At 74.0% G+C, this 19178-nt stretch carries 22 protein-coding genes; 15 read left to right on the forward strand and 7 right to left on the reverse strand.

Annotation, left to right across the window (positions count from 1 at the left end):
• Positions 1–8 precede the first annotated feature (8 nt).
• From sufD to BJ989_RS10630, 9 genes are all read left to right on the forward strand, one after another.
• Positions 9–1187, forward strand: coding sequence for a Fe-S cluster assembly protein SufD (gene sufD / locus BJ989_RS10590; RefSeq protein WP_179518182.1), 1179 nt, complete (start codon positions 9–11; stop codon positions 1185–1187).
• Positions 1187–1522 (forward strand): non-heme iron oxygenase ferredoxin subunit, encoded by a 336-nt coding sequence (locus BJ989_RS10595; protein ID WP_179518183.1) that lies wholly within the window; start codon positions 1187–1189, stop codon positions 1520–1522. Before sufD ends, BJ989_RS10595 begins: the two co-directional genes overlap by 1 nt.
• A 31-nt stretch (positions 1523–1553) precedes the next feature.
• A complete protein-coding gene (gene sufC, locus BJ989_RS10600; protein WP_179518184.1) occupies positions 1554–2318 on the forward strand; it encodes a Fe-S cluster assembly ATPase SufC in 765 nt (254 codons plus the stop codon).
• Between the two features lie 66 nt (positions 2319–2384).
• Positions 2385–3653, forward strand: coding sequence for a cysteine desulfurase (locus BJ989_RS10605; protein WP_179518185.1), 1269 nt, complete (start codon positions 2385–2387; stop codon positions 3651–3653).
• A 3-nt stretch (positions 3654–3656) separates the two neighbouring features.
• Positions 3657–4139, forward strand: a complete 483-nt coding sequence (gene sufU, locus BJ989_RS10610; RefSeq protein WP_179518186.1) for a Fe-S cluster assembly sulfur transfer protein SufU — start codon at positions 3657–3659, stop codon at positions 4137–4139.
• Positions 4136–4540: a metal-sulfur cluster assembly factor gene (locus BJ989_RS10615; RefSeq protein WP_179518187.1), complete on the forward strand. Its 405-nt coding sequence runs from the start codon at positions 4136–4138 to the stop codon at positions 4538–4540. The genes sufU and BJ989_RS10615 overlap by 4 nt, the downstream gene beginning before the upstream one ends.
• Positions 4541–4548: 8 nt before the next feature.
• Positions 4549–4923: an ASCH domain-containing protein gene (locus tag BJ989_RS10620; protein WP_179518188.1), complete on the forward strand. Its 375-nt coding sequence runs from the start codon at positions 4549–4551 to the stop codon at positions 4921–4923.
• Positions 4924–4926: 3 nt separating this feature from the next.
• Complete coding sequence (locus BJ989_RS10625) at positions 4927–5568, forward strand: acVLRF1 family peptidyl-tRNA hydrolase (protein WP_179518189.1); 642 nt, start codon at positions 4927–4929, stop codon at positions 5566–5568.
• A gap of 18 nt (positions 5569–5586) precedes the next feature.
• The gene (locus BJ989_RS10630) at positions 5587–6501 is read left to right on the forward strand and encodes an aminoglycoside phosphotransferase family protein (protein ID WP_179518190.1); all 915 of its coding nucleotides are present in this window, start codon (positions 5587–5589) and stop codon (positions 6499–6501) included.
• Between the two features lie 48 nt (positions 6502–6549).
• On the opposite strand, the gene BJ989_RS10635 is transcribed toward BJ989_RS10630, so the two are convergent.
• On the reverse strand, positions 6550–6882 hold the full coding sequence (locus tag BJ989_RS10635; RefSeq protein WP_218848794.1) for an aldolase/citrate lyase family protein: 333 nt from the start codon (positions 6880–6882) through the stop codon (positions 6550–6552).
• 43 nt (positions 6883–6925) lie between these two features.
• Between BJ989_RS10635 and BJ989_RS10640 the strand changes: the two genes are divergently transcribed.
• Positions 6926–8272: an MFS transporter gene (locus BJ989_RS10640; protein ID WP_179518191.1), complete on the forward strand. Its 1347-nt coding sequence runs from the start codon at positions 6926–6928 to the stop codon at positions 8270–8272.
• Positions 8273–8305: 33 nt separating this feature from the next.
• On the opposite strand, the gene BJ989_RS10645 is transcribed toward BJ989_RS10640, so the two are convergent.
• Both BJ989_RS10645 and ypfJ read right to left on the reverse strand, forming a co-directional pair.
• Positions 8306–9019 (reverse strand): enoyl-CoA hydratase-related protein, encoded by a 714-nt coding sequence (locus BJ989_RS10645; RefSeq protein ID WP_179518192.1) that lies wholly within the window; start codon positions 9017–9019, stop codon positions 8306–8308.
• 58 nt (positions 9020–9077) lie between these two features.
• The gene (ypfJ, locus tag BJ989_RS10650) at positions 9078–10067 is read right to left on the reverse strand and encodes a KPN_02809 family neutral zinc metallopeptidase (RefSeq protein ID WP_179518193.1); all 990 of its coding nucleotides are present in this window, start codon (positions 10065–10067) and stop codon (positions 9078–9080) included.
• A gap of 95 nt (positions 10068–10162) precedes the next feature.
• Between ypfJ and BJ989_RS10655 the strand changes: the two genes are divergently transcribed.
• Entirely contained in the window at positions 10163–11761 is a 1599-nt protein-coding gene (locus tag BJ989_RS10655; RefSeq protein WP_179518194.1) for an ABC-F family ATP-binding cassette domain-containing protein, read from the forward strand.
• On the opposite strand, the gene BJ989_RS10660 is transcribed toward BJ989_RS10655, so the two are convergent.
• Positions 11734–13293, reverse strand: a complete 1560-nt coding sequence (locus BJ989_RS10660) for an adenylate/guanylate cyclase domain-containing protein (RefSeq protein ID WP_343049266.1) — start codon at positions 13291–13293, stop codon at positions 11734–11736. The two genes, BJ989_RS10655 and BJ989_RS10660, sit on opposite strands and share 28 nt — an antisense overlap.
• Before the next feature lie 34 nt (positions 13294–13327).
• Between BJ989_RS10660 and BJ989_RS10665 the strand changes: the two genes are divergently transcribed.
• Positions 13328–14128, forward strand: a complete 801-nt coding sequence (locus BJ989_RS10665; RefSeq protein ID WP_246283431.1) for an enoyl-CoA hydratase/isomerase family protein — start codon at positions 13328–13330, stop codon at positions 14126–14128.
• A gap of 70 nt (positions 14129–14198) precedes the next feature.
• Positions 14199–16079 carry an ABC transporter ATP-binding protein gene (locus BJ989_RS10670; RefSeq protein WP_179519544.1) on the forward strand — a complete coding sequence of 627 codons (1881 nt, stop codon included), beginning with the start codon at positions 14199–14201 and terminating at the stop codon, positions 16077–16079.
• Positions 16080–16109: 30 nt separating this feature from the next.
• On the opposite strand, the gene BJ989_RS10675 is transcribed toward BJ989_RS10670, so the two are convergent.
• On the reverse strand, positions 16110–16946 hold the full coding sequence (locus tag BJ989_RS10675; protein WP_179518197.1) for an SURF1 family cytochrome oxidase biogenesis protein: 837 nt from the start codon (positions 16944–16946) through the stop codon (positions 16110–16112).
• A 73-nt stretch (positions 16947–17019) separates the two neighbouring features.
• Here BJ989_RS10675 and moaA point away from each other — a divergent pair, with 73 nt between their 5' ends.
• On the forward strand, positions 17020–18042 hold the full coding sequence (gene moaA / locus BJ989_RS10680; RefSeq protein WP_179518198.1) for a GTP 3',8-cyclase MoaA: 1023 nt from the start codon (positions 17020–17022) through the stop codon (positions 18040–18042).
• 17 nt (positions 18043–18059) lie between these two features.
• Here the strand turns inward: moaA and BJ989_RS17720 are convergent, their stop codons facing one another.
• Together BJ989_RS17720 and BJ989_RS10690 are read right to left on the reverse strand one after the other, a co-directional pair.
• On the reverse strand, positions 18060–18305 hold the full coding sequence (locus BJ989_RS17720) for a hypothetical protein (protein WP_343049267.1): 246 nt from the start codon (positions 18303–18305) through the stop codon (positions 18060–18062).
• A 193-nt stretch (positions 18306–18498) separates the two neighbouring features.
• Positions 18499–18873 (reverse strand): DUF3099 domain-containing protein, encoded by a 375-nt coding sequence (locus BJ989_RS10690; protein WP_179518200.1) that lies wholly within the window; start codon positions 18871–18873, stop codon positions 18499–18501.
• Positions 18874–18959: 86 nt separating this feature from the next.
• Here BJ989_RS10690 and BJ989_RS10695 point away from each other — a divergent pair, with 86 nt between their 5' ends.
• Positions 18960–19172, forward strand: a complete 213-nt coding sequence (locus BJ989_RS10695; RefSeq protein ID WP_179518201.1) for a dodecin — start codon at positions 18960–18962, stop codon at positions 19170–19172.
• Positions 19173–19178 lie beyond the last annotated feature (6 nt).

Genomic DNA, 19178 nt, shown 5'->3' on the forward strand with positions numbered 1-19178 from the left:
AAGCACCTGTGACCGTCACCGAGACCGCCCGCGACAGCGTGGCCTCCGCGCTCGAGCAGGAGCGGGTCGTGTCCCACCTCAACCCGCCGCCGTCCTACGACCTCGCCGACCACCCGGTCCCGACGGGGCGCGAGGAGGTGTGGCGCTTCACCCCGCTGAAGCGCCTGCGCGGCCTGCTCGACGGCGAGCCCTCGGAGGCGAGCCTCGCGCTCGAGCAGGAGCTGCCCGCCGGCGTCGAGCTGCGCACGATCAGCGCCGCGGAGGCCCGCGAGCTGGAGCTGCCGCCCAACGAGCGGCCGGCAGCGCTGGCCGCCGAGCTCGCCGACGGCGCCCTGCTGCTCGACGTGCCGGCCGAGGCCGAGCTCGACGCGCCGGTGGTGCTCCGCTTCCGCGGCGGGTCGGTCGACGACCTCGTGCACGCCCGCCTGGTGCTGCGCTTCGGCGCCCACAGCCGCGCCACCGTCGTGGTCTCGCACACCGGTTCCGCGCGCTACAACGCCATCACCTCGGTGCTGGTCGGCGACGGTGCCGAGGTCGACGTCGTCTCCCTGCAGGACTGGGACGACGACGCCGTGCACCTCGGTCGCGACGCCGTGCGGGTCGGTCGCGACGCCAAGGTCAAGCACACCTCCGTGAGCTTCGGTGGCGACGTCGTGCGCATGCACGCCAACGTCGAGTACGCCGGTCCCGGCGGCGAGGCGGAGCTGCTCGGCCTCTACTTCGCCGACGCGGGCCAGCACCTCGAGCACCGGCTCTTCGCCGACCACAACGCGCCCCGCACCAAGAGCAACGTCGTCTACAAGGGCGCGCTGCAGGGCGAGGGTGCGCGCACCGTGTGGATCGGCAACGTGCTGATCCGCAAGGTCGCCGAGGGCATCGAGACCTACGAGGAGAACCGCAACCTCGTGCTCACCGACGGCTGCCAGGCCGACTCGGTGCCCAACCTGGAGATCGAGACCGGAGAGATCGAGGGGGCCGGGCACGCCTCGGCGACGGCCCGCTTCGACGACGAGCAGCTGTTCTACCTCCGCTCGCGCGGCGTCTCGGACGAGGAGGCGCGCCGCCTGGTGCTGCACGGCTTCTTCCAGGACCTCATCCGCAAGGTGGGCGTGCCCACCCTCGAGGAGCAGCTCACCGCCACCGTCGAGGCCGAGCTGGCCCGCAACGTCTCGGGTGGGGTGCGCTGATGGGCTTCGAGCGCGTCTGCACGACCGGCGAGGTGCCCGAGGACGAGGCGCTCGCCGTGCAGGTCGGCGCCCTCACGCTGGCCGTGGCTCGCGAGGGTGACGAGTTCTTCGCGGTCCAGGACCTGTGCACCCACGCGGCCGTCGCGCTGTCCGAGGGCGAGGTGTCCGAGTGCCAGATCGAGTGCTGGCTGCACGGCTCCCGCTTCGACCTGCGCACCGGCAAGCCCACCGGCCTCCCGGCCACCGAGCCCGTGGCGGTCTTCCCGGTCGAGGTGCGCGGCGACGAGGTCTTCGTCGACGTCGACACCACGACCAACGGCGTCCGCCCCTCCTGACCTCCCGACCTCTCCACGAAGGACACCTGCGATGAGCACCCTCGAGATCACCGACCTCCACGTCTCCGTCGACACCGAGGACGGCCCCAAGGCCATCCTGAAGGGCGTCACGCTGACCATCGGCGACGGCGAGACCCACGCGATCATGGGCCCCAACGGCTCCGGCAAGTCCACCCTGGCCTACTCCATCGCCGGCCACCCGAAGTACACGATCACCGGCGGCAGCGTCACCCTCGACGGCGAGGACGTGCTCGCGATGTCGGTCGACGAGCGCGCCCGCGCCGGCCTCTTCCTCGCCATGCAGTACCCCGTCGAGGTGCCCGGCGTCTCGGTCGCGAACTTCCTGCGCACCGCCAAGACCGCCATCGACGGCGAGGCCCCCAAGCTCCGCACCTGGGTCAAGGACGTCAACGGTGCCCTCGAGCGCCTCAACCTCGACGCCTCCTTCTCGGGCCGCTCGGTCAACGAGGGCTTCTCCGGTGGTGAGAAGAAGCGCCACGAGATCGCCCAGCTCGAGCTGCTCGACCCGAAGGTCGCGATCCTCGACGAGACCGACTCCGGCCTCGACATCGACGCCCTCAAGGTCGTCTCGGAGGGCGTCAACCGCTTCCGCGAGCAGGAGGGCAAGGGTGTCCTGCTGATCACGCACTACACCCGCATCCTGCGCTACATCACCCCCGACCACGTGCACGTCTTCGTCGACGGCAAGGTCGCGGAGTCCGGCGGCCCCGAGCTCGCCGAGGAGCTCGAGGCCAACGGGTACGACCGCTTCCTCAAGGCCAACGCCTCCGCCTGACCGACCGCGCACCCGCACCACCCGGCGTACGCCGGACCGACCGCCCCGCCGACCGAAGGAGATCCCGTGGAGGGCCTGCTCCCTGAGCTCGAGGTGATCCGCAAGGACTTCCCGATCCTCGAGCGCACGCTCGCGGGCGGGAGGCCGCTGGTCTACCTCGACAGCGCCAACACCTCGCAGAAGCCGCAGTGCGTGATCGACGCGATGGTCGACCACCTCGAGCGCCACAACGCCAACGTCGCCCGCGCCATGCACCAGCTGGGCGCGGAGGCCTCCGAGGCGTTCGAGGCCTCGCGCGACAAGGTCGCGGCGTTCATCGGGGCGCCGTCGCGCGACGAGGTGGTCTTCACCAAGAACGCCTCCGAGGCCCTCAACCTGGTGGCGAACTGCCTGGCGTGGGCCCGCGGCGAGCTGCAGCTCGGCGAGGGCGACGAGGTGGTGACCACGGTGATGGAGCACCACTCCAACATCGTGCCGTGGCAGCTGCTGACGCAGCGCACGGGCGCGTCGCTGCGGTGGTTCGACCTCACGCCCGAGGGCGAGCTCGACCTGTCGCAGGTCGACGAGCTCATCACCGAGCGCACCAAGGTGCTCACCTTCACCTGGGTCTCCAACATGCTCGGCACGGTCAACCCGGTCGCCGAGCTGACCCGCCGCGCCCACGAGGTCGGCGCGATCGTCGTCGTCGACGCCTCGCAGGCGGCGCCGCAGCTGCCGATCGACCTGGCCGCGATGGCGCCCGAGGAGCGGCCCGACGCGCTGGTCTTCACCGGGCACAAGGTCGTCGGCCCGACCGGCATCGGCGTGCTGTGGGGGAGCCGGGCGCTGCTCGAGGCGCTGCCGCCCTTCCTCGGCGGCGGCGAGATGATCGAGACCGTGCGCATGGAGGGCTCGACCTACGCCGGCATCCCGCACAAGTTCGAGGCCGGCACCCCGCCGATCACCGAGGCCGTGGGCCTCGGTGCCGCCGTCGACTACCTCGCTGCGATCGGCATGGAGGCCGTGCACCGCCACGAGCAGACGATCACCGCCTACGCGCTCGAGGGCCTGGCCACCGTGCCGGGGCTCCGGGTCGTCGGCCCGCTCGACGCGACGCGGCGCGGTGGGGCCGTCTCCTTCGAGCTCGAGGGGGTGCACCCCCACGACGTGGCGCAGGTGCTCGACTCGCGCGGCGTGGCCGTGCGGGCGGGCCACCACTGCGCGAAGCCGGCCCACCGGTTCTTCGGCGTGCAGTCGACGACGCGGGCCTCGTCCTACCTCTACACGACCCCGGCCGAGGTCGACGCGCTGGTCGAGGCGCTCGAGCACACCCGGTCCTACTTCGCGAGGAGCTGAGCGGTGGACCTCGACTCGCTCTACCAGGAGATCATCCTGGACCACTACAAGAACCCCCACCACGCGGGCCTGCGCGACCCCTTCGAGGCCGAGGTGCACCACGTCAACCCGACCTGCGGCGACGAGGTGACCCTGCGGGTCCACCTGGAGGGCGAGCCGGGCGCCGAGGTCGTGGCCGACGTGTCCTACGACGCGGAGGGCTGCTCGATCTCGCAGGCGTCGGCCTCGGTCATGACCGACCTGGTCATCGGCAAGCCGGTGCCCGAGGCGATGCGCCTGCACGAGGAGTTCTTGACCCTCATGCAGGGGCGCGGCAGCGTCGAGCCCGACGAGGACGTGCTGGAGGACGGCATCGCCTTCGCCGGCGTCGCGAAGTTCCCCGCCCGGGTGAAGTGCGCGCTGCTCGGCTGGATGGCCTGGAAGGACGCCACCGCCTCCGCCCTGACGACGACCACCCCCGGCCAGACGACTGGAGACACGGCATGACCGACACCACCCCCAGCACCCCCACGGGCGCAGCGGCGCCCGACCACAGCGACCTGCCCGACGTCGAGACGGCGGCGGCCGGCGGCACCGCGACCGCCACCGTCGACGACGTGACCGAGGCGATGAAGGACGTCGTCGACCCCGAGCTCGGCATCAACGTCGTCGACCTCGGCCTGGTCTACGGCGTGCACGTCGACGAGACGTCCAACGTCGTCATCGACATGACCCTCACCTCGGCCGCGTGCCCGCTGACCGACGTGATCCAGGACCAGACCAACGCCGCGCTCGAGGGTCTCGCCAACGACGTCGCGATCAACTGGGTCTGGATGCCGCCGTGGGGGCCCGACAAGATCACCGAGGACGGCCGCGAGCAGCTGCGGGCCCTCGGCTTCAACGTCTGAGCCGCGCCGTGAGCGAGGTCGCGGGTGAGCCCGGGGACGTCGAGTCCTTCTGGGCCGACGCCCGGGTCCACGCTCGCATGAACGCCGCCCCGAGCTACTTCGGCCCGACCACCCTGGAGGTGGTCGTCCCGCCGACCTGGTCGTTCTCCGACGACCCGGCCGAGGCCGACGCGGGCCTGGCCGCGCTGCTCGACGGCAGCACCACCCGGCTCGAGACCCCGGTCGCCGAGCTCGAGGCGGCCGGTGAGGCCCCGCCGGCGCCGGGCACGCTCGGCATCGTGCTCGACGGGGCGGGCCGCCCGCGGGCCCTGGTCAGCACCAGCCGCGTCGAGGTCGTCGACGGCGTGCTCGTCGAGCACCTCGCCGTGCTGCACCGGGCCTGAGCCGTGCCCGACCAGCCGGCACCGGCGGCGTCCGAGGTCGCCGTGCCCCTCGAGCGCGTCGAGCGCTGGGTGCTCAACTTCCAGGGCCGCCACGGTGCCACCGCGCTCGACGTGGTCGACGGCGCGCTGGTCGGGGCCGCGGCCGACGGCTCCAGCTTCACCGCTCGCCTCCCCTTCGCCCAGCACTACGCCGGACTGCCGGCCGCCGCCGACTTCCGGCTCGCCGCGGACGTGCCCGCCGACTGGGGCGTGCTGCTGGTCCGCAAGGGCGGCTTCGCCGTCGCCCGGCTCGCCGGTGACCGGGTGGCGGGCAGCAAGGTCGGCAAGCGCCACGTGCAGGGGCGCACCAAGGCGGGCGGGCAGAGCCAGCAGCGCTTCGCCCGACGCCGCGACAACCAGGCGCGGCAGGCCTACGAGGCGGCCGGCGAGCACGCCGTGCGCCTGCTGGTGCCGGCACCCGCGGGCGGCCTGCCGACGGTGGTGGGCGGTGACCGCGGCGCGGTCGAGCAGGTGCTCGACGACCCACGCCTCGCGCGGTGCCGGGTGGTCGAGCCGTGGCTGCCGGTGCCCGACCCGCGCCGCGACGTGCTCACCTCCGCCGTGGCGGACGCCTGCTCTGCCAGGATGACGGTCGTCAACGCCTGAGACGGCCAGGAGGCGCCCGTGTGGCAGCCCGCTCCGGGGTGGCAGCCGCTGCCCGGTGGCGCCTCGGTGTCCACCGTCGGCGTGTGGGCCGCGGTCGAGGACGGGCGCGACGTGGTGGTGAAGCGCCTCGCGCGCCCCGGGCCCGACGACCCGCCCGAGCTCGATGACCCGCGCAGCAGCGCCTGGTGGCGCCGACCCGCCGAGGTGGGGCTGGCCGGCTCGGTCGCGGCCTCGCCTGGCCTGCGGGGCCCCGCGCTGGTGCGGTGCGAGGAGGACGACGACGGCCTGGTGCTGGTGCACGAGCGAGCCGCGGGCGCCGTGGCCGTGCCGGGTCTCTTCGTCGCCGCCTGCCTCGGTCGGTTCGCGGGCGCCCGGGTCGAGGACCCCGGCTGGCTGGCGCGGGGGCAGCTGCGCGAGCGGCTGGCCCGCGTCGAGCGCCGAGGCGGCTGGCGCTCGCTGGCCCGCACCACGGTCGCCGATGTGGCCGACCACCTGTGGCGGCGGCGCACGTCGATGCTCGCCCGCCTCGACGCCCTGCCGCAGGTCGCGCAGCACGGCGACCCGGTCCCGGGCAACCTCGTGGGCGTCGACCCCGGGGACCCGTCGCGCTGCGTCGCGGTCGACTGGGCCACGCTCGGCACAGGCCCGGTGGGCGCCGACCTCGGCTACTGGTCGCTGAGCTCGCGCGAATCGTTCGAGCCGCTGCTCGAGGCCTACGTCGGCGCCTTGCCCGCCGGGCTCGCCGACCCCGACGACGCGGCGTACGCCGCCCGCGTGACGGCCGTGCTCACCGTGCTGACCCGCGCGGACTGGGCGCTCGGGCGGGTGGCCGAGGGGGAGGGGGCGCTGGCGGGGAAGTACACCCACCCCGCGGTCGCGCCGCACCTGCGGGCGATGCAGCGGCAGTTCCCGCAGCTCGAGGCCCTGCTGTGACGGGCCCGGCGACCTCGGTGGTCGCCGGCCGGTGAGGACCGGGGTCGCTCAGGCGCGCGCGACGTCGAGGTGCCCGGCGACGGCAGCGCGCAGCGACACGGTGTCCACCGCGACGGTCACGATCGTCGCGCCCTCGGCGGCGTACGCCGCGGCCTGCTCGCCGTCGTAGGCGTAGACGCCGACCGGCACCCCGGCTGCGCGCGCCCGGGCGATGACCGAGGACAGGACGTCGCGCAGCTCCGCCGCGTGCTCGGCGCCGACCAGCTCCAGGGAGAGCGACAGGTCCCCCGGGACCGACGTAGATCCTGTCGATCCCGGGCACGGCGAGGACGGCGTCGAGGTCGGGCCGAGGACCGCGAGACGCTGCTCACGCGTCCGCAAACCGCATGACGGGTGTCGGTGACGGAGGGGAGGATGGGCGGTGATGCTCACCGCGCTCCGCACCTACGTCACGCCCCCGTCCACCCTCGCCGGCCGCCTGTCGGTCCAGTCGCTGCTGTTCGCCACCGGCGAGGGCGCGTTCCTGGCGGGATCGGCCGTCTACTTCGGCGTCATCCTGGGGCTCTCACTGGGCCAGGTCGGCATCGGCCTCACCGTCGCGGCGATCGCCAGCTTCCTCGCGGCCGTGCCGGCCGGCAAGCTCGTCGACCACTTCGGCCCCAAGCGGATGTGGTCGCTGAGCGCGGTGCTGCAGGGCTCGCTCTTCGTCGCCTGGCCGTTCATCGACAGCGTCGAGCAGTTCGTCGCGCTCGCGGTGGTGATGGAGGTCGCGGGGAGCCTCGGCGGCGCGGCGCACGCCGCCTACGTCCTCGACGTCCTGCCGCCCGCCGAGCGCGTGGAGTCGCGGGCCTACATGTACTCCGCTCTCAACGTCGGCTTCAGCCTGGGCGCCTTCCTCAGCGGCGGCGCCATCGCCTTCGGCGCCGACGTGCTGCGCTGGGCGCCGGTGCTCACCGCGGCGCTCTTCGCGGTCAACGCCGTGGCGATCCTCCGGCTGCCCGACGCCTCCCACGACGTGCGCTCCACCGAGCCGCGCCGCAGGCCGGAGGGCCCGGCGGCCATCCGCAACCGCAGCTGGCTCGCCGTCACCTTCCTCACCGGCGTGCTGTGGTCCAACCAGGTGCTCCTGCACACGGTCATCCCGCTGTGGCTGGTGCTCGAGACCGACGCGCCCCACGAGCTGGTGGCGCTGCTCTTCGCGACCAACACCGTCATGTGCATCGTGCTGCCGCGCCTGACCTCGCGCGGCATCCGCGACGTCGACACCGCCCTGCGCGCGGTGCGGCTGTCCGCGCTCTTCTTCGCGCTGACCTGCGTCGTCACCCTGGCCACCCACGAGACCGTCGGCTGGGTCACCGTCGTGCTGTTCTTCCTCGGCCACGTCGTGCTGACGTGGGCCGAGCTCTACCTCTCGGCCTCGGGCTGGACCTTCGAGGCCGAGCTGATGGACCCGCGCCGGCGCGGCGACTACCAGGGCGTCTCGGAGCTCGGCGGCACGCTGGGCCGCTTCTGGGCGCCGGCCGTCTACGGCTTCCTGGCGATGGAGTGGGGCGCCTTCGGCTGGCTCACGATCGCCGCCATCGTCGGTGCCGCCGCGGCCGCGATGCACCCGGCCACCCGGGCCGGCCGGCGCTTCCTCGAGCAGCACGTGCCGCCCGAGGTGCTCGCCGACGCCCGGGCGGGAGGCTCGCCCGCGCCGCCCGCCACCACCGACCTGACCGACCCGGTCAACCCGGGCGCCACCGTCACCGACGCACCCCTGCCGCGCTGAGCGCCGCGCCCCCACACGTCGTACGCCGCGCCCTCAGCCCTGCGGCAGACCCGCGCCGTCGCGCTGGAAGCGCACCAGCCGCTCGTTCTCGACGTCGACGCGGGACAAGGTGCCCTCGAGCTCGCGGAACATCTCCTTGAGCTCGCGCACCCCGCTCGGTGACTGCCGCACGACCGCCGCGGCGAGCTCGAGCGCGGCGGCCTCCGCCTCGGCGGCAGGGGCCACCCGGTGCACCAGGCCGAGCGCCAGGGCCTCGTCGGCGTCGACGCGGCGTCCGGTGTAGACGAGCTCCTTCGCTCGCGAGAGGCCCACGAGGGGGGTGAGCCGGGCGGGCCCCACCGGCACGCCGAGGCGGGCCCCGGCCCAGGCGAGGTGGAGGTTGTCACCGGCCACGCGCAGGTCGCAGCCGGCGGCGACCTCGGCCCCGGCGCCGACCGTGCTGCCGACGCACACCGCGATCGTCGGGACCGGCACCAGCTCGACGAGGCGGTAGAGCCGGGCGAAGGCCTCCATGCGGGCGACACCCCCGGCGGCGTCGAGCTGCTCGGAGACGTCGGCACCGGCGCTGAACGCGGTCTCGGACGTCGACGACAGCACCACCACGCGCACGTCGGGGTCGTCGCACAGCTCGGTCAGCGCCTGGTTGAGCAGGCCCAGCGTGGCGGTGTCGAAGGCGTTGCGCTTGGCGGGACGGTCGAGGCGCAGCACCTCGACGCCGTCGTCGTGTCTCTCTCGCTGCAGGCTCACGCCCGCGAGTCTCCCGCGGCCAGGAGCTGGCGGGGCGCCGGCGCCAGCCCGTGGACGCTCAGGGGTTGCGCACCGCGAAGGTGTCGCAGGCCTCGACCGTGCCGCGCTCGTAGCCGGTGGAGAACCACCGCACCCGCTGCTCGGCCGAGCCGTGGGTCCAGGACTCGGTGGTGACCTGGCCCTGGGTGCGCTCCTGGATGCGGTCGTCGCCGATCGCCTCGGCCGCCTCGACGGCGAGCCTCACGTCGTCGCGGGTGAGGTCGGAGATGAGCGGCACGCCGGAGGCGGTCTCGGTCGAGGTCGCGCCCTTCGCCCAGGCGCCGGCGTAGCAGTCGGCCTGCAGCTCCAGGCGCACGGCGTCGCTGTCGGGCCCCGACTGCGTGCGGACCTGGCGCATCGTGCCGAGCAGGTTCTGCACGTGGTGGCCGTACTCGTGGGCGAGCACGTAGGCCTCGACGAAGCCGCCGTCGGGCCCGCCGAGCTGCTGCTCGAGCACCGAGTCGAAGAAGCCGCTGTCGAGGTAGATGCCCTGGTCGCCGGGGCAGTAGAACGGCCCCACGGCCGAGGTGGCCTGGCCGCAGGCGGTCTGCACCGAGCCCGAGAACGTCGTGAGGGTGGTGGGGGAGAAGTCGGCCCGGGTCTGGGCCGGCAGCGCCTCGGACCAGTAGTCGTGCAGCGAGTTCTCCACCGCCACGCGGGCGCAGTCGGCCGAGGCGTTGGCGTCGGCGCCGGTCTCGCACGCCGCGTAGCGCTCGGTCGCCGTGAACCGGCTGCTGTCCAACCCGCTGCCGACCCCGCTGCCCAGGCCACCCAGGCCACCGCCGCCACCGCCGCCGAAGAGCTGGATGCCGACGATGATCAGCACCACGACCAGGCCGAGGCCGCCACCGCCGACCGCGCCCCCGGGGATGGGGAGGCCGCCGCCGCGCCCGCGCCCTCCGCCCAGGCCACCGCCGAGGCCACCTCCGAGCCCGCCGCCGAAGCCACCGCCCCCGCGCCGGTCGCCGACGCGGCTGGTGTCGAGCCGGGCCTTGGGGTTGAACCTCATCGTCGCTCCTGGTGTCGGGGGTGTGCGGCGTCACCCGGTATCCCGCGCACGGCGATTCTGCACCCACCCCGCGGCGTTCCTAGACTGGGCCGGACATGATCACCACCACCGACCTGGAAGTGCGCGCCGGGGCCCGCCTGCTCATGGAGCACGTCAGCTTCCGGGTCGCCGCCGGCGACAAGGTCGGCCTGGTGGGCCGCAACGGTGCCGGCAAGACGACGCTGACCAAGATCCTCGCGGGTGAGGCGCTGCCCGCCAGCGGTGCGGTGCACCGCACCGGCGAGGTGGGCTACCTCCCGCAGGACCCCCGCATCGGCGACCCCGAGATGCTCGCCCGCGACCGCATCCTGTCCTCGCGCGGCCTGCACGACGTCGTGCGGCGACTGCGCGACGCCGAGGCCGAGATGGGCTCCGCCGACCCCGCCACCGCCGACCGCGCCATGAAGCGCTGGACCCGCGCCGACGCCGAGCTGCACGCCGGCGGCGGCTACGCCGCGGAGGCCGAGGCCGCGCAGATCGCCAGCAGCCTGGGCATCGAGGACCGCCTGCTCACGCAGCCCCTCAAGACGCTCTCGGGTGGCCAGCGGCGCCGGGTCGAGCTGGCGCGCATCCTCTTCTCCGGCGCCGAGACGCTGCTGCTCGACGAGCCGACCAACCACCTCGACGCCGACTCGATCGTGTGGCTGCGCGGCTTCCTCAAGGCCCACTCCGGCGGGCTCATCGTGATCAGCCACGACAACGACCTGCTCGAGGACACCGTCACCCGGGTGCTGCACCTCGACGCCAACCGCGCCACGATCGACGTCTACAACATGGGCTGGAAGGCCTACCTCACGCAGCGCGAGACCGACGAGCGCCGACGGCGCCGCGAGCGGCAGAACGCCGAGTCCAAGGCCAAGACGCTCACCGACCAGGCCAACAAGATGCGGGCCAAGGCCAGCAAGGCCTCCGCTGCGCAGTCGATGCTCAAGCGGGCCGAGAAGATGATGGCGGGCGTCGAGGGGGAGCGGCAGGCTGACAAGGTCGCGCGCATCGCCTTCCCCAAGCCGGCGCCGTGCGGCAAGACGCCGATCACCGCGGCGCAGCTGTCCAAGGCGTACGGCTCGCTCGAGGTCTTCACCGGCGTCGACCTGGCCATCGACAAGGGCTCCCGCGTGGTGATCCTGGGCCTGAACGGCGCGGGCAAGACCACGATGCTGCGCATCCTCGCCGGCGTCGACCGCCCCGACACCGGTGAGGTCGTGCCGGGCCACGGGCTCAAGCTCGGCTACTACGCCCAGGAGCACGAGACCCTCGACACCGCGCGCACCGTGCTCGAGAACATGCAGAGCGCCGCACCGCAGCTCACCGACTCGGAGGCGCGCAGCGTGCTGGGCTCCTTCCTCTTCTCCGGTGACGACGCGCACAAGCCGGCCGCGGTGCTCTCCGGCGGCGAGAAGACCCGCCTCGCGCTCGCCAGCCTGGTGGTCTCGAGCGCCAACGTGCTGCTGCTCGACGAGCCCACCAACAACCTCGACCCGGCGTCGCGCGAGGAGGTGCTGGCCGCAATCCGCACCTACGAGGGCGCGATCGTGCTGGTCACCCACGACGAGGGTGCCGTGCGCGCCCTGGAGCCCGACCGCGTCCTGCTGCTGCCCGACGGCGACGAGGACCTGTGGAACGAGGGCTACGCCGACCTGGTCTCGCTGGCCTGAAGCGCCACCCGCGTCTCGCGGGCGCGACCGCGCAGCTGCACGGTCTCGACGACCTCCCAGTGCGCGGCCTCCGCGACCCCGGCTGCCTCGACGGTCTCGGCCGAGACCGCGACGCGGCCGGGCCGGTCCTTGGCGAGCTCGGTCAGGCGGGCCGCGGCGTTCACGGCGTCGCCGATGACGGTGTACTCGAAGCGCCGCTGGTCGCCGACGTTGCCCGCCACGGCCTCGCCGGTCGCGACCCCGATCCCGGCGCCCACCTCGGGCACCTCCTGCGCCAGCCGCGCCGCCACGCAGCGGGCCGTCTCCAGCGCCGCGCGCGCGTGGTCGTCCTGGTCGACCGGGGCGCCGAAGACCGCGAGCACCGCGTCACCCATGAACTTGTTGACCAGGCCGCCGCGGCGGTCGACCTCGTCGACCACCACGCCGCAGAAGCGGTTGAGCAGCGCGACGACGTCGGTGGCCGGCCGCTCCTCGGCGTACGTCGTGGAGCCGACGAGGTCGACGAAGAGCACCGAGACGCACCGCACCTCGCCCCCGAGCTCGACGCTGCGCAGCAGGGCGGCCCGCGCCACGTCGTGCCCCACGTGGCGCCCGAAGATGTCGCGGATGCGCTCCCGCTCGCCGAGCCCCTCCGCCATCCGGTTGAAGCCGGCCTGAAGCGCGCCGAGCTCGGTGCCGTCGTAGACCTGCAGCCGCACGTCGAGGTCGCCGCCCTCGACGCGGTGCAGCGCGTCGCGCACGTCGAGGATGGGGGAGACCACCGCGCGGGCGTCGAGCACCGCGATCAGCAGGCCGGGCACGAGCACGACGGTGCCGAGCACGAGCACGACCACCGCCAGCCGGGTGCGGCCGATGTCGTCGCCGGCCAGCGCCAGCACCGCGACGACCATGAGCCCGGCGACCGGCACCCCGGAGCCGAGCACCCAGAAGAGCAGCATGCGCCGCTTGACGCCGGAGCCCGCCGTCGGGCGGTCGGTGAGCACGCGCGCGTCGTCGGTGAGGGCCCGTGCGGCGATCGGGCGCAGCCCGAACTCGGCGAGCAGGTAGGACACGGCGCACACGAGCACGCCGGCGATCGCGACCGACAGCAGCACCGTCGTGGTGAGGGCAGGCTGCAGCCACACCGCGAGGCCGGTGAGCAGCGCGACCCCGCCGGCCCACAGCACCGCCTGCATGACCGTCAGCCGCAGCGGCACCCGCAGCGCCGTGCGCCGCTCCTCGTCGCTGGGCACCCGCTGGTCGGTGGCCCAGCGCAGCGCCCGCAGGGTGACGGTGGTGCCCCACGCCGCGCCCACGAGGACCGCCACCCCGACGTAGGTCGGCACCGCGACCGCCGCCGCCAGCACCCCGGCGGCGCCCAGCGGCTCGGCGGGCCGCACCAGCCAGAAGACCCCGGCGACGACGAGCGCGCCGACGACGTTGGTGGTCACGATGAGGACCGTGAGGAGCAGCTGCACCCGCACGCGCAGCTGTCGCCGGCCCTGGTCGGCGGGCCCCAGGAGCCAGGAGCCGAAGGGCTGAGCGCTGCTCACCGGCCCGACCCTACTGGTCCGTATGCTGCGCGGCATGACTCCCGACGAGCTGGCCCAGGTCGGCCTCCGCTTCGAGGTCGACGGACCCGTCGCCACCCTCACCCTCGACCGGCCGGAGCGCCGCAACGCCCAGACGCCGGCGATGTGGCGTGCCATGGCCCGCCTGGGCGCCGAGGTCCCCGACGAGGTGCGGGTCGTCGTCGTGCGCGGCGCCGGCGTGTGCTTCTCCGCCGGCCTGGACCGCACCATGCTCGACCCGGCGCGCTCCGCAGCCGACGGGGGAGGCGACGAGACCGTCGTCGGCCTGCTCGCGCAGGACGACGAGGCGATCGTGCGCACGATCGGGGACTACCAGCAGGGTTTCCTGTGGCTGCGCGACCCGCGCTTCGTCTCGGTCGCCGCCGTGCACGGGCACGCCATCGGCGCGGGCTTCCAGCTCGCGCTGTCGTGCGACCTGCGGGTCGTCGCGGCCGACGCGCAGTTCTCCATGCGCGAGGCCGCGCTCGGGCTCGTGCCCGACCTCACGGGAACAAAACCGCTGGTCGAGGCCGTTGGCTACGCGCGGGCACTGGAGCTGTGCACCACCGCCCGCACCTTCGGCGCCGAGCAGGCGGCGGCGTACGGCCTGACGACGGTCGACTGCGCCGCCGACGGCCTCGACGCCGCGCTGGAGGAGCTGGTCGGCGCGCTGACCGCCCCGATGGCGGGTGCGGTGCGGGCGACCAAGCAGGTCGTGCAGCAGGCGTCCGCGAACGACCTGGCCACCCAGTGCCTGGTCGAGCGCACCGCCCAGGTCGGCCGCTTCCGCGAGCTGGCCGCCCTGGCCGGCGCCTGAGCGGGGCCGCCCGGCCCGCACCCCGCGGGACCGGGCGAGGTGGGGCGAGGCGGGAGGAGACCCGGTGTCGATGTCAGGGATGGGGCCGGCCTTCCGGACGCTGCGCACGGACCGCAGCGTGGCCCAGCAGCGGCTCGACCGCAGCACCGTGCGCCGGGTCCTGCGCTTCGCGCGCCCGCACCGCCGGCTGATCGCGCTCTTCCTCGTCCTCACGGTCGTCGACGCCGGTCTGGTCGTCGTCAACCCCCTGCTGATCCAGCGCATCATCGACGACGGCATCCTCGGCGGCGACCCGACGCTCATCACCCTCCTCGCGCTCGCCATGGTCGCCACCACCCTGGTGAGCGGGGTGCTGATGGTGCTGATGGGCCTGCTGTCGTCCCGCATCGGCGAGGGCCTGATCTTCGACCTGCGCACGCAGGTCTTCGCCCACGTGCAGCGCCAGTCGTTGGCCTTCTTCACCCGCACCCAGACCGGCGCGCTGGTCTCCCGGCTCAACAACGACGTCATCGGCGCCCAGCGTGCCTTCACCTCGACGCTGTCCGGCACGGTGTCCAACGCGATCGCCGTGGTCGTCGTCGGCATCACGATGTTCGCGCTCAGCTGGCAGGTCACGCTGCTGTGCCTGGCGACCTTCCCGTTCCTCTTCCTCGCCTCCCGCGTCGTCGGCGCCACGCTCTCCGGCCTGACCCGGCAGCAGATGGACGGCAACGCCGACCTGGGCAACGCGATGACCGAGCGCTTCAACGTCGGCGGCGCGACCCTCCTCAAGCTCTTCGGGCGTCGCGAGGACGAGGACGCGCTCTTCGCCCGCAAGGCCGCCAACGTGCGCGACCTGGGCATCCGCATCGCCTTCGTCACCCGCCTCTTCACCACGGCGATGATGACGGTGCCGGCGCTCGCCACGGCCCTCGTCTACGGCGTCGGCGGCCACCTCGCGCTGCGCGACCAGCTGACCATCGGCACGCTCGGCGCCCTGGCCACCCTGCTGCTGCGCCTGCTCGGCCCGCTGCAGGGCCTGTCCAACGTGCGCATCGACGTGATGACCGCGCTGGTGAGCTTCGAGCGCGTCTTCGAGGTGCTCGACCTGCCCTCCACCATCCAGGAGCGTCCCGGCGCGCGACCGCTGCCCGCCGGCAGCGCCTCGCTGGAGTTCGACGGCGTCGGCTTCACCTACCCCCGCGCCGACGAGGTCTCGCTCGCCTCGCTCGAGACCGTGGCCCGCACCGACGGCCGCGTCAACGAGCAGGTCCTGCACGACGTCACCTTCTCGGCCGCGCCGGGGGAGATGGTGGCGCTGGTCGGCCCGTCGGGCGCGGGCAAGACCACCGTCACCCACCTCGTCGCGCGCCTCTACGACGTCACCGAGGGCGTCGTGCGGGTCGGTGGCCACGACGTGCGCGACCTGACGCTGCAGTCGCTCGAGGACGCCGTCGGCTACGTCACCCAGGACGCCCACATGTTCCACGACACCGTGCGCGCCAACCTCGCCTACGCCAAGCCCGACGCCGAGGACACGCTGGTGTGGGCCGCCCTCGACGCGGCACGCATCGGCGACCTGGTGCGCTCGCTGCCCGACGGCCTCGACACCGTCGTCGGCGACCGCGGCTACCGCCTCTCCGGCGGTGAGCGCCAGCGCCTCGCGATCGCCCGGCTGCTGCTCAAGGCGCCGCCGATCGTGGTGCTCGACGAGGCCACCGCACACCTGGACTCCGAGTCGGAGACCGCCGTCCAGCGTGCCCTCGACGCGGCGCTCGCGGGCCGCACGTCCCTGGTGATCGCCCACCGCCTCTCGACCGTGCGCCACGCCGACCGCATCCTGGTGCTCGACGGCGGCCGGGTCGTGCAGAGCGGCACCCACGCCGAGCTGCTGGCGGAGGGCGGGCTCTACGCCGACCTCTACCGCACCCAGTTCCTCGACGACACCCCGAAGGCGGGCGCCGGGGTCTGAGGGCCCTCGGCCGCGAGGCCGGGTCCCGGCTCAGCCCGACGAGCGCACGGCGCGCCGCCGGGCGCGCTCGCGGGCCTGCTGCAGCGCCCGCTCGTCGGGGCTCAGCCGCGGCGCGGGCGGCGCCTTGCGGCCCGTGGCGCGACGCCACTCGTCGTAGGCGAGGTAGCCGAAGCCGACGAGGGCCAGCAGGCCGAAGAACCACCACTGGAGGCCGTAGAAGAAGTGCGGTCCGTCGTCGAGGTCGGGCAGCTCGGCCGCGGCCAGCGGGTCCTCGGGCGCGGGGGACTCCTCGACGAGGTCGACGAAACCGGCGTAGACCTGCCGGTCGAGCGCGTCGCCGATGGCCTCGCTCGACACCGCGCGGGTCGACTGCGCGGTCACCGACGTGGCGTCGCCGGTCGCGTCTCGCCGCACCCAGCCGGTGATCGTCACCTCGCCGGCCGGCGGTGCGGGCAGGGCGTCGAGGTCGGAGCCGTCGATGCCGCTGTTGCGGGTCGCCAGCCAGCCGCGGTCGACCAGCAGCGCCGTGCCGTCGTCGGTCACGAGCGGCACGACGAGGTCCACTCCGGAGCGGCCCTCGCGGGTGCGGTAGCGGACGACGACGGTGTCGGACACGGCGTACTCGCCGGTGGCGGTGACGCGGCGCCACTCGTCCTCCGGCGCGACCGGCTCGTCCACCGACATGAGGTCGTCGACCGGCACCGGCGGTGCGTCCTCGGCGGCGCGCACCAGGGCGTTGCGGTCCCGGCGCTCGTCGAGCCGGCCGAACTGCCACTCGCCGAGGTACCACGCCAGCGAGGCCAGCAGTGCGACCACGAGGCCGAAGAGCACCCACCGGCGGGAGAGGAGGAAGCGCAACGAGCCCACGCTCCGAGGCTAGCCCGCGCGACGCGGCCGTCGACGCGCCGGCGGTGTCGGGTGCGCCACCTATGCTGGGCGTGTGACCGCGACGACACAGGCAGGCACGGACCCCCGCGTGCTCGGCGACCGCTTCGGGCGGGTCGCGACCGACCTGCGCGTGTCGCTCACCGACCGGTGCAACCTGCGCTGCTCCTACTGCATGCCGGCCGAAGGCCTCGACTGGCTGCCGACCGAGCAGGTCCTCACCGACGACGAGGTCGTGCGGCTGATCCGCATCGGCCACGACCTGCTCGGGATCCGCGAGGTCCGCTTCACCGGCGGTGAGCCGCTCGTGCGCCGCGGGCTCGTCGACATCGTGCGTCGCACGCGCGAGGTGGGCCCGGACCTCGAGATCTCGCTCACGACCAACGCGCTGGGCCTGGCCCGCACCGCCCACGCCCTCGCCGAGGCCGGCCTCGACCGGGTCAACGCCAGCCTCGACAGCGTGCGTGCAGAGACCTTCGCGACCATCACCCGGCGCGACCGGCTGCAGGACGTGCTCGACGGCCTGGCGGCGGCGCGCGACGCCGGCCTGGGCCCGATCAAGGTCAACGCGGTGCTGCTGCGCGGCCACAACGACGACCAGGCCGCGGAGCTGCTGCGCTGGGCGGTCGCCGAGGGTTACCAGCTGCGCTTCATCGAGCAGATGCCGCTCGACGCCCAGCACGACTGGTCGCGTGCCGAGATGATCACCGCCGAGGAGATCCTGGCCCGCCTGGAGGCCGAGTTCACGCTCACGCCGGCCTCCGAGCCGCGGGGGAGCGCTCCTGCCGAGCTGTGGCAGGTCGACGGGGGGCCGGCCACCGTCGGCGTGATCGCGTCGGTGACCCGGCCCTTCTGCGGTGACTGCGACCGGGTGCGGCTCACCGCTGACGGTCAGGTGCGCAACTGCCTGTTCGCACGCGAGGAGTCCGACCTGCGCGGCGCGATGCGTGCCGGTGCCACCGACGACGAGCTCGCTGATCGCTGGGTCGCCGCGATGGCGGTGAAGCGCGCCGGCCACGGCATCGACGACGTGACCTTCCTGCAACCCGACCGCCCGATGTCGGCGATCGGCGGCTGACCGCCCGCTGCGCCCGCCTAGTCGGCCCCGGCCTCCGGCAGGTCGTCGGGCCGGTCCTCGGGCTGGTCCTGGGGGAGGTCGGCGAAGGCGACGGTCTCCCGCAGGAAGCCGCGGGCGCCCAGGAAGTCGCCCAGGCTGTCCCGGTGCGTCTCGCAGGCCAGCCAGGTCTTGCGCCGCTCGGGCGGGTGCAGGCGCGGGTTGTTCCACTGCAGCGCCCAGACGGCGTCGGCGCGGCAGTCGCGCGCGGAGCAGGTGGGGGTCACGGGCTCACCTCGCGGCACGGGCTCGGGATCGGGGCGTCGCGGCGCCGGCCGGGCAGGCCGGGTGGTGCCGGACAACCACGGGGGAAGCCGTCCGGCACCACGGCCGACGGGCAGCGCGAGCGCGCCCGTCGGTTGATTCTTGCACGACCACCCGCGAGCGCGTCCACGGTCCGGGTGGGGCCGCGTGCCGCCCTCAGTCCAGCGGTCGGTAGACCGTCGAGCCGCCGCCCGGGGGGAGCTGCCGACGGTCGCTCGTGGGCTGCCGGAGCCGGAACCCGTCGGTGCGCGGACCGGCCACGTTGGCGATGATCACCGCGACGTAGGGCAGCACGACCGCGCCGAGCAGCGCCAGCGAGAACGCCCAGACGCTGACGTTGACGGTGAAGACGGCGGCGACGACGCAGATGGTGCGCAGCGCCATCGAGAAGAGGTACTTGTTCTGCCGCGACCGGATGTCGTCGGCAGCGCTCGAGGGCGCCTCGGTGATGCGCACCGGCTCGGTGCCGCGGCGCTGCCGCGCCTGCCCGCCCGGGCGGACCGCTCCACGACCTGCTCCGCGCGCTGCCATGACCTCGAGCGTACGTCGCTACCATCGCAGAACCCAGCGGCCCCGGAGCGGGCTGCGCCACGTCTCGCCGAACCCCAGGAGCACCCGTGACCGACCGCACCTACCGCGTCTCCGAGATCGTCGGCACCTCGCCCGACGGGATCGACCAGGCGATCCGCAACGGCATCGCCCGCGCCAGCAAGACGCTGCGCCACCTCGACTGGTTCGAGGTGACCCAGGTCCGCGGCCACGTCAAGGACGGCGCCGTGGACCACTTCCAGGTCGGGATGAAGATCGGCTTCCGCCTCGAGGACGAGTGACGTCCG

The organism is Nocardioides perillae (assembly GCF_013409425.1).
Taxonomy (GTDB): Bacteria; Actinomycetota; Actinomycetes; order Propionibacteriales; family Nocardioidaceae; genus Nocardioides; species Nocardioides perillae.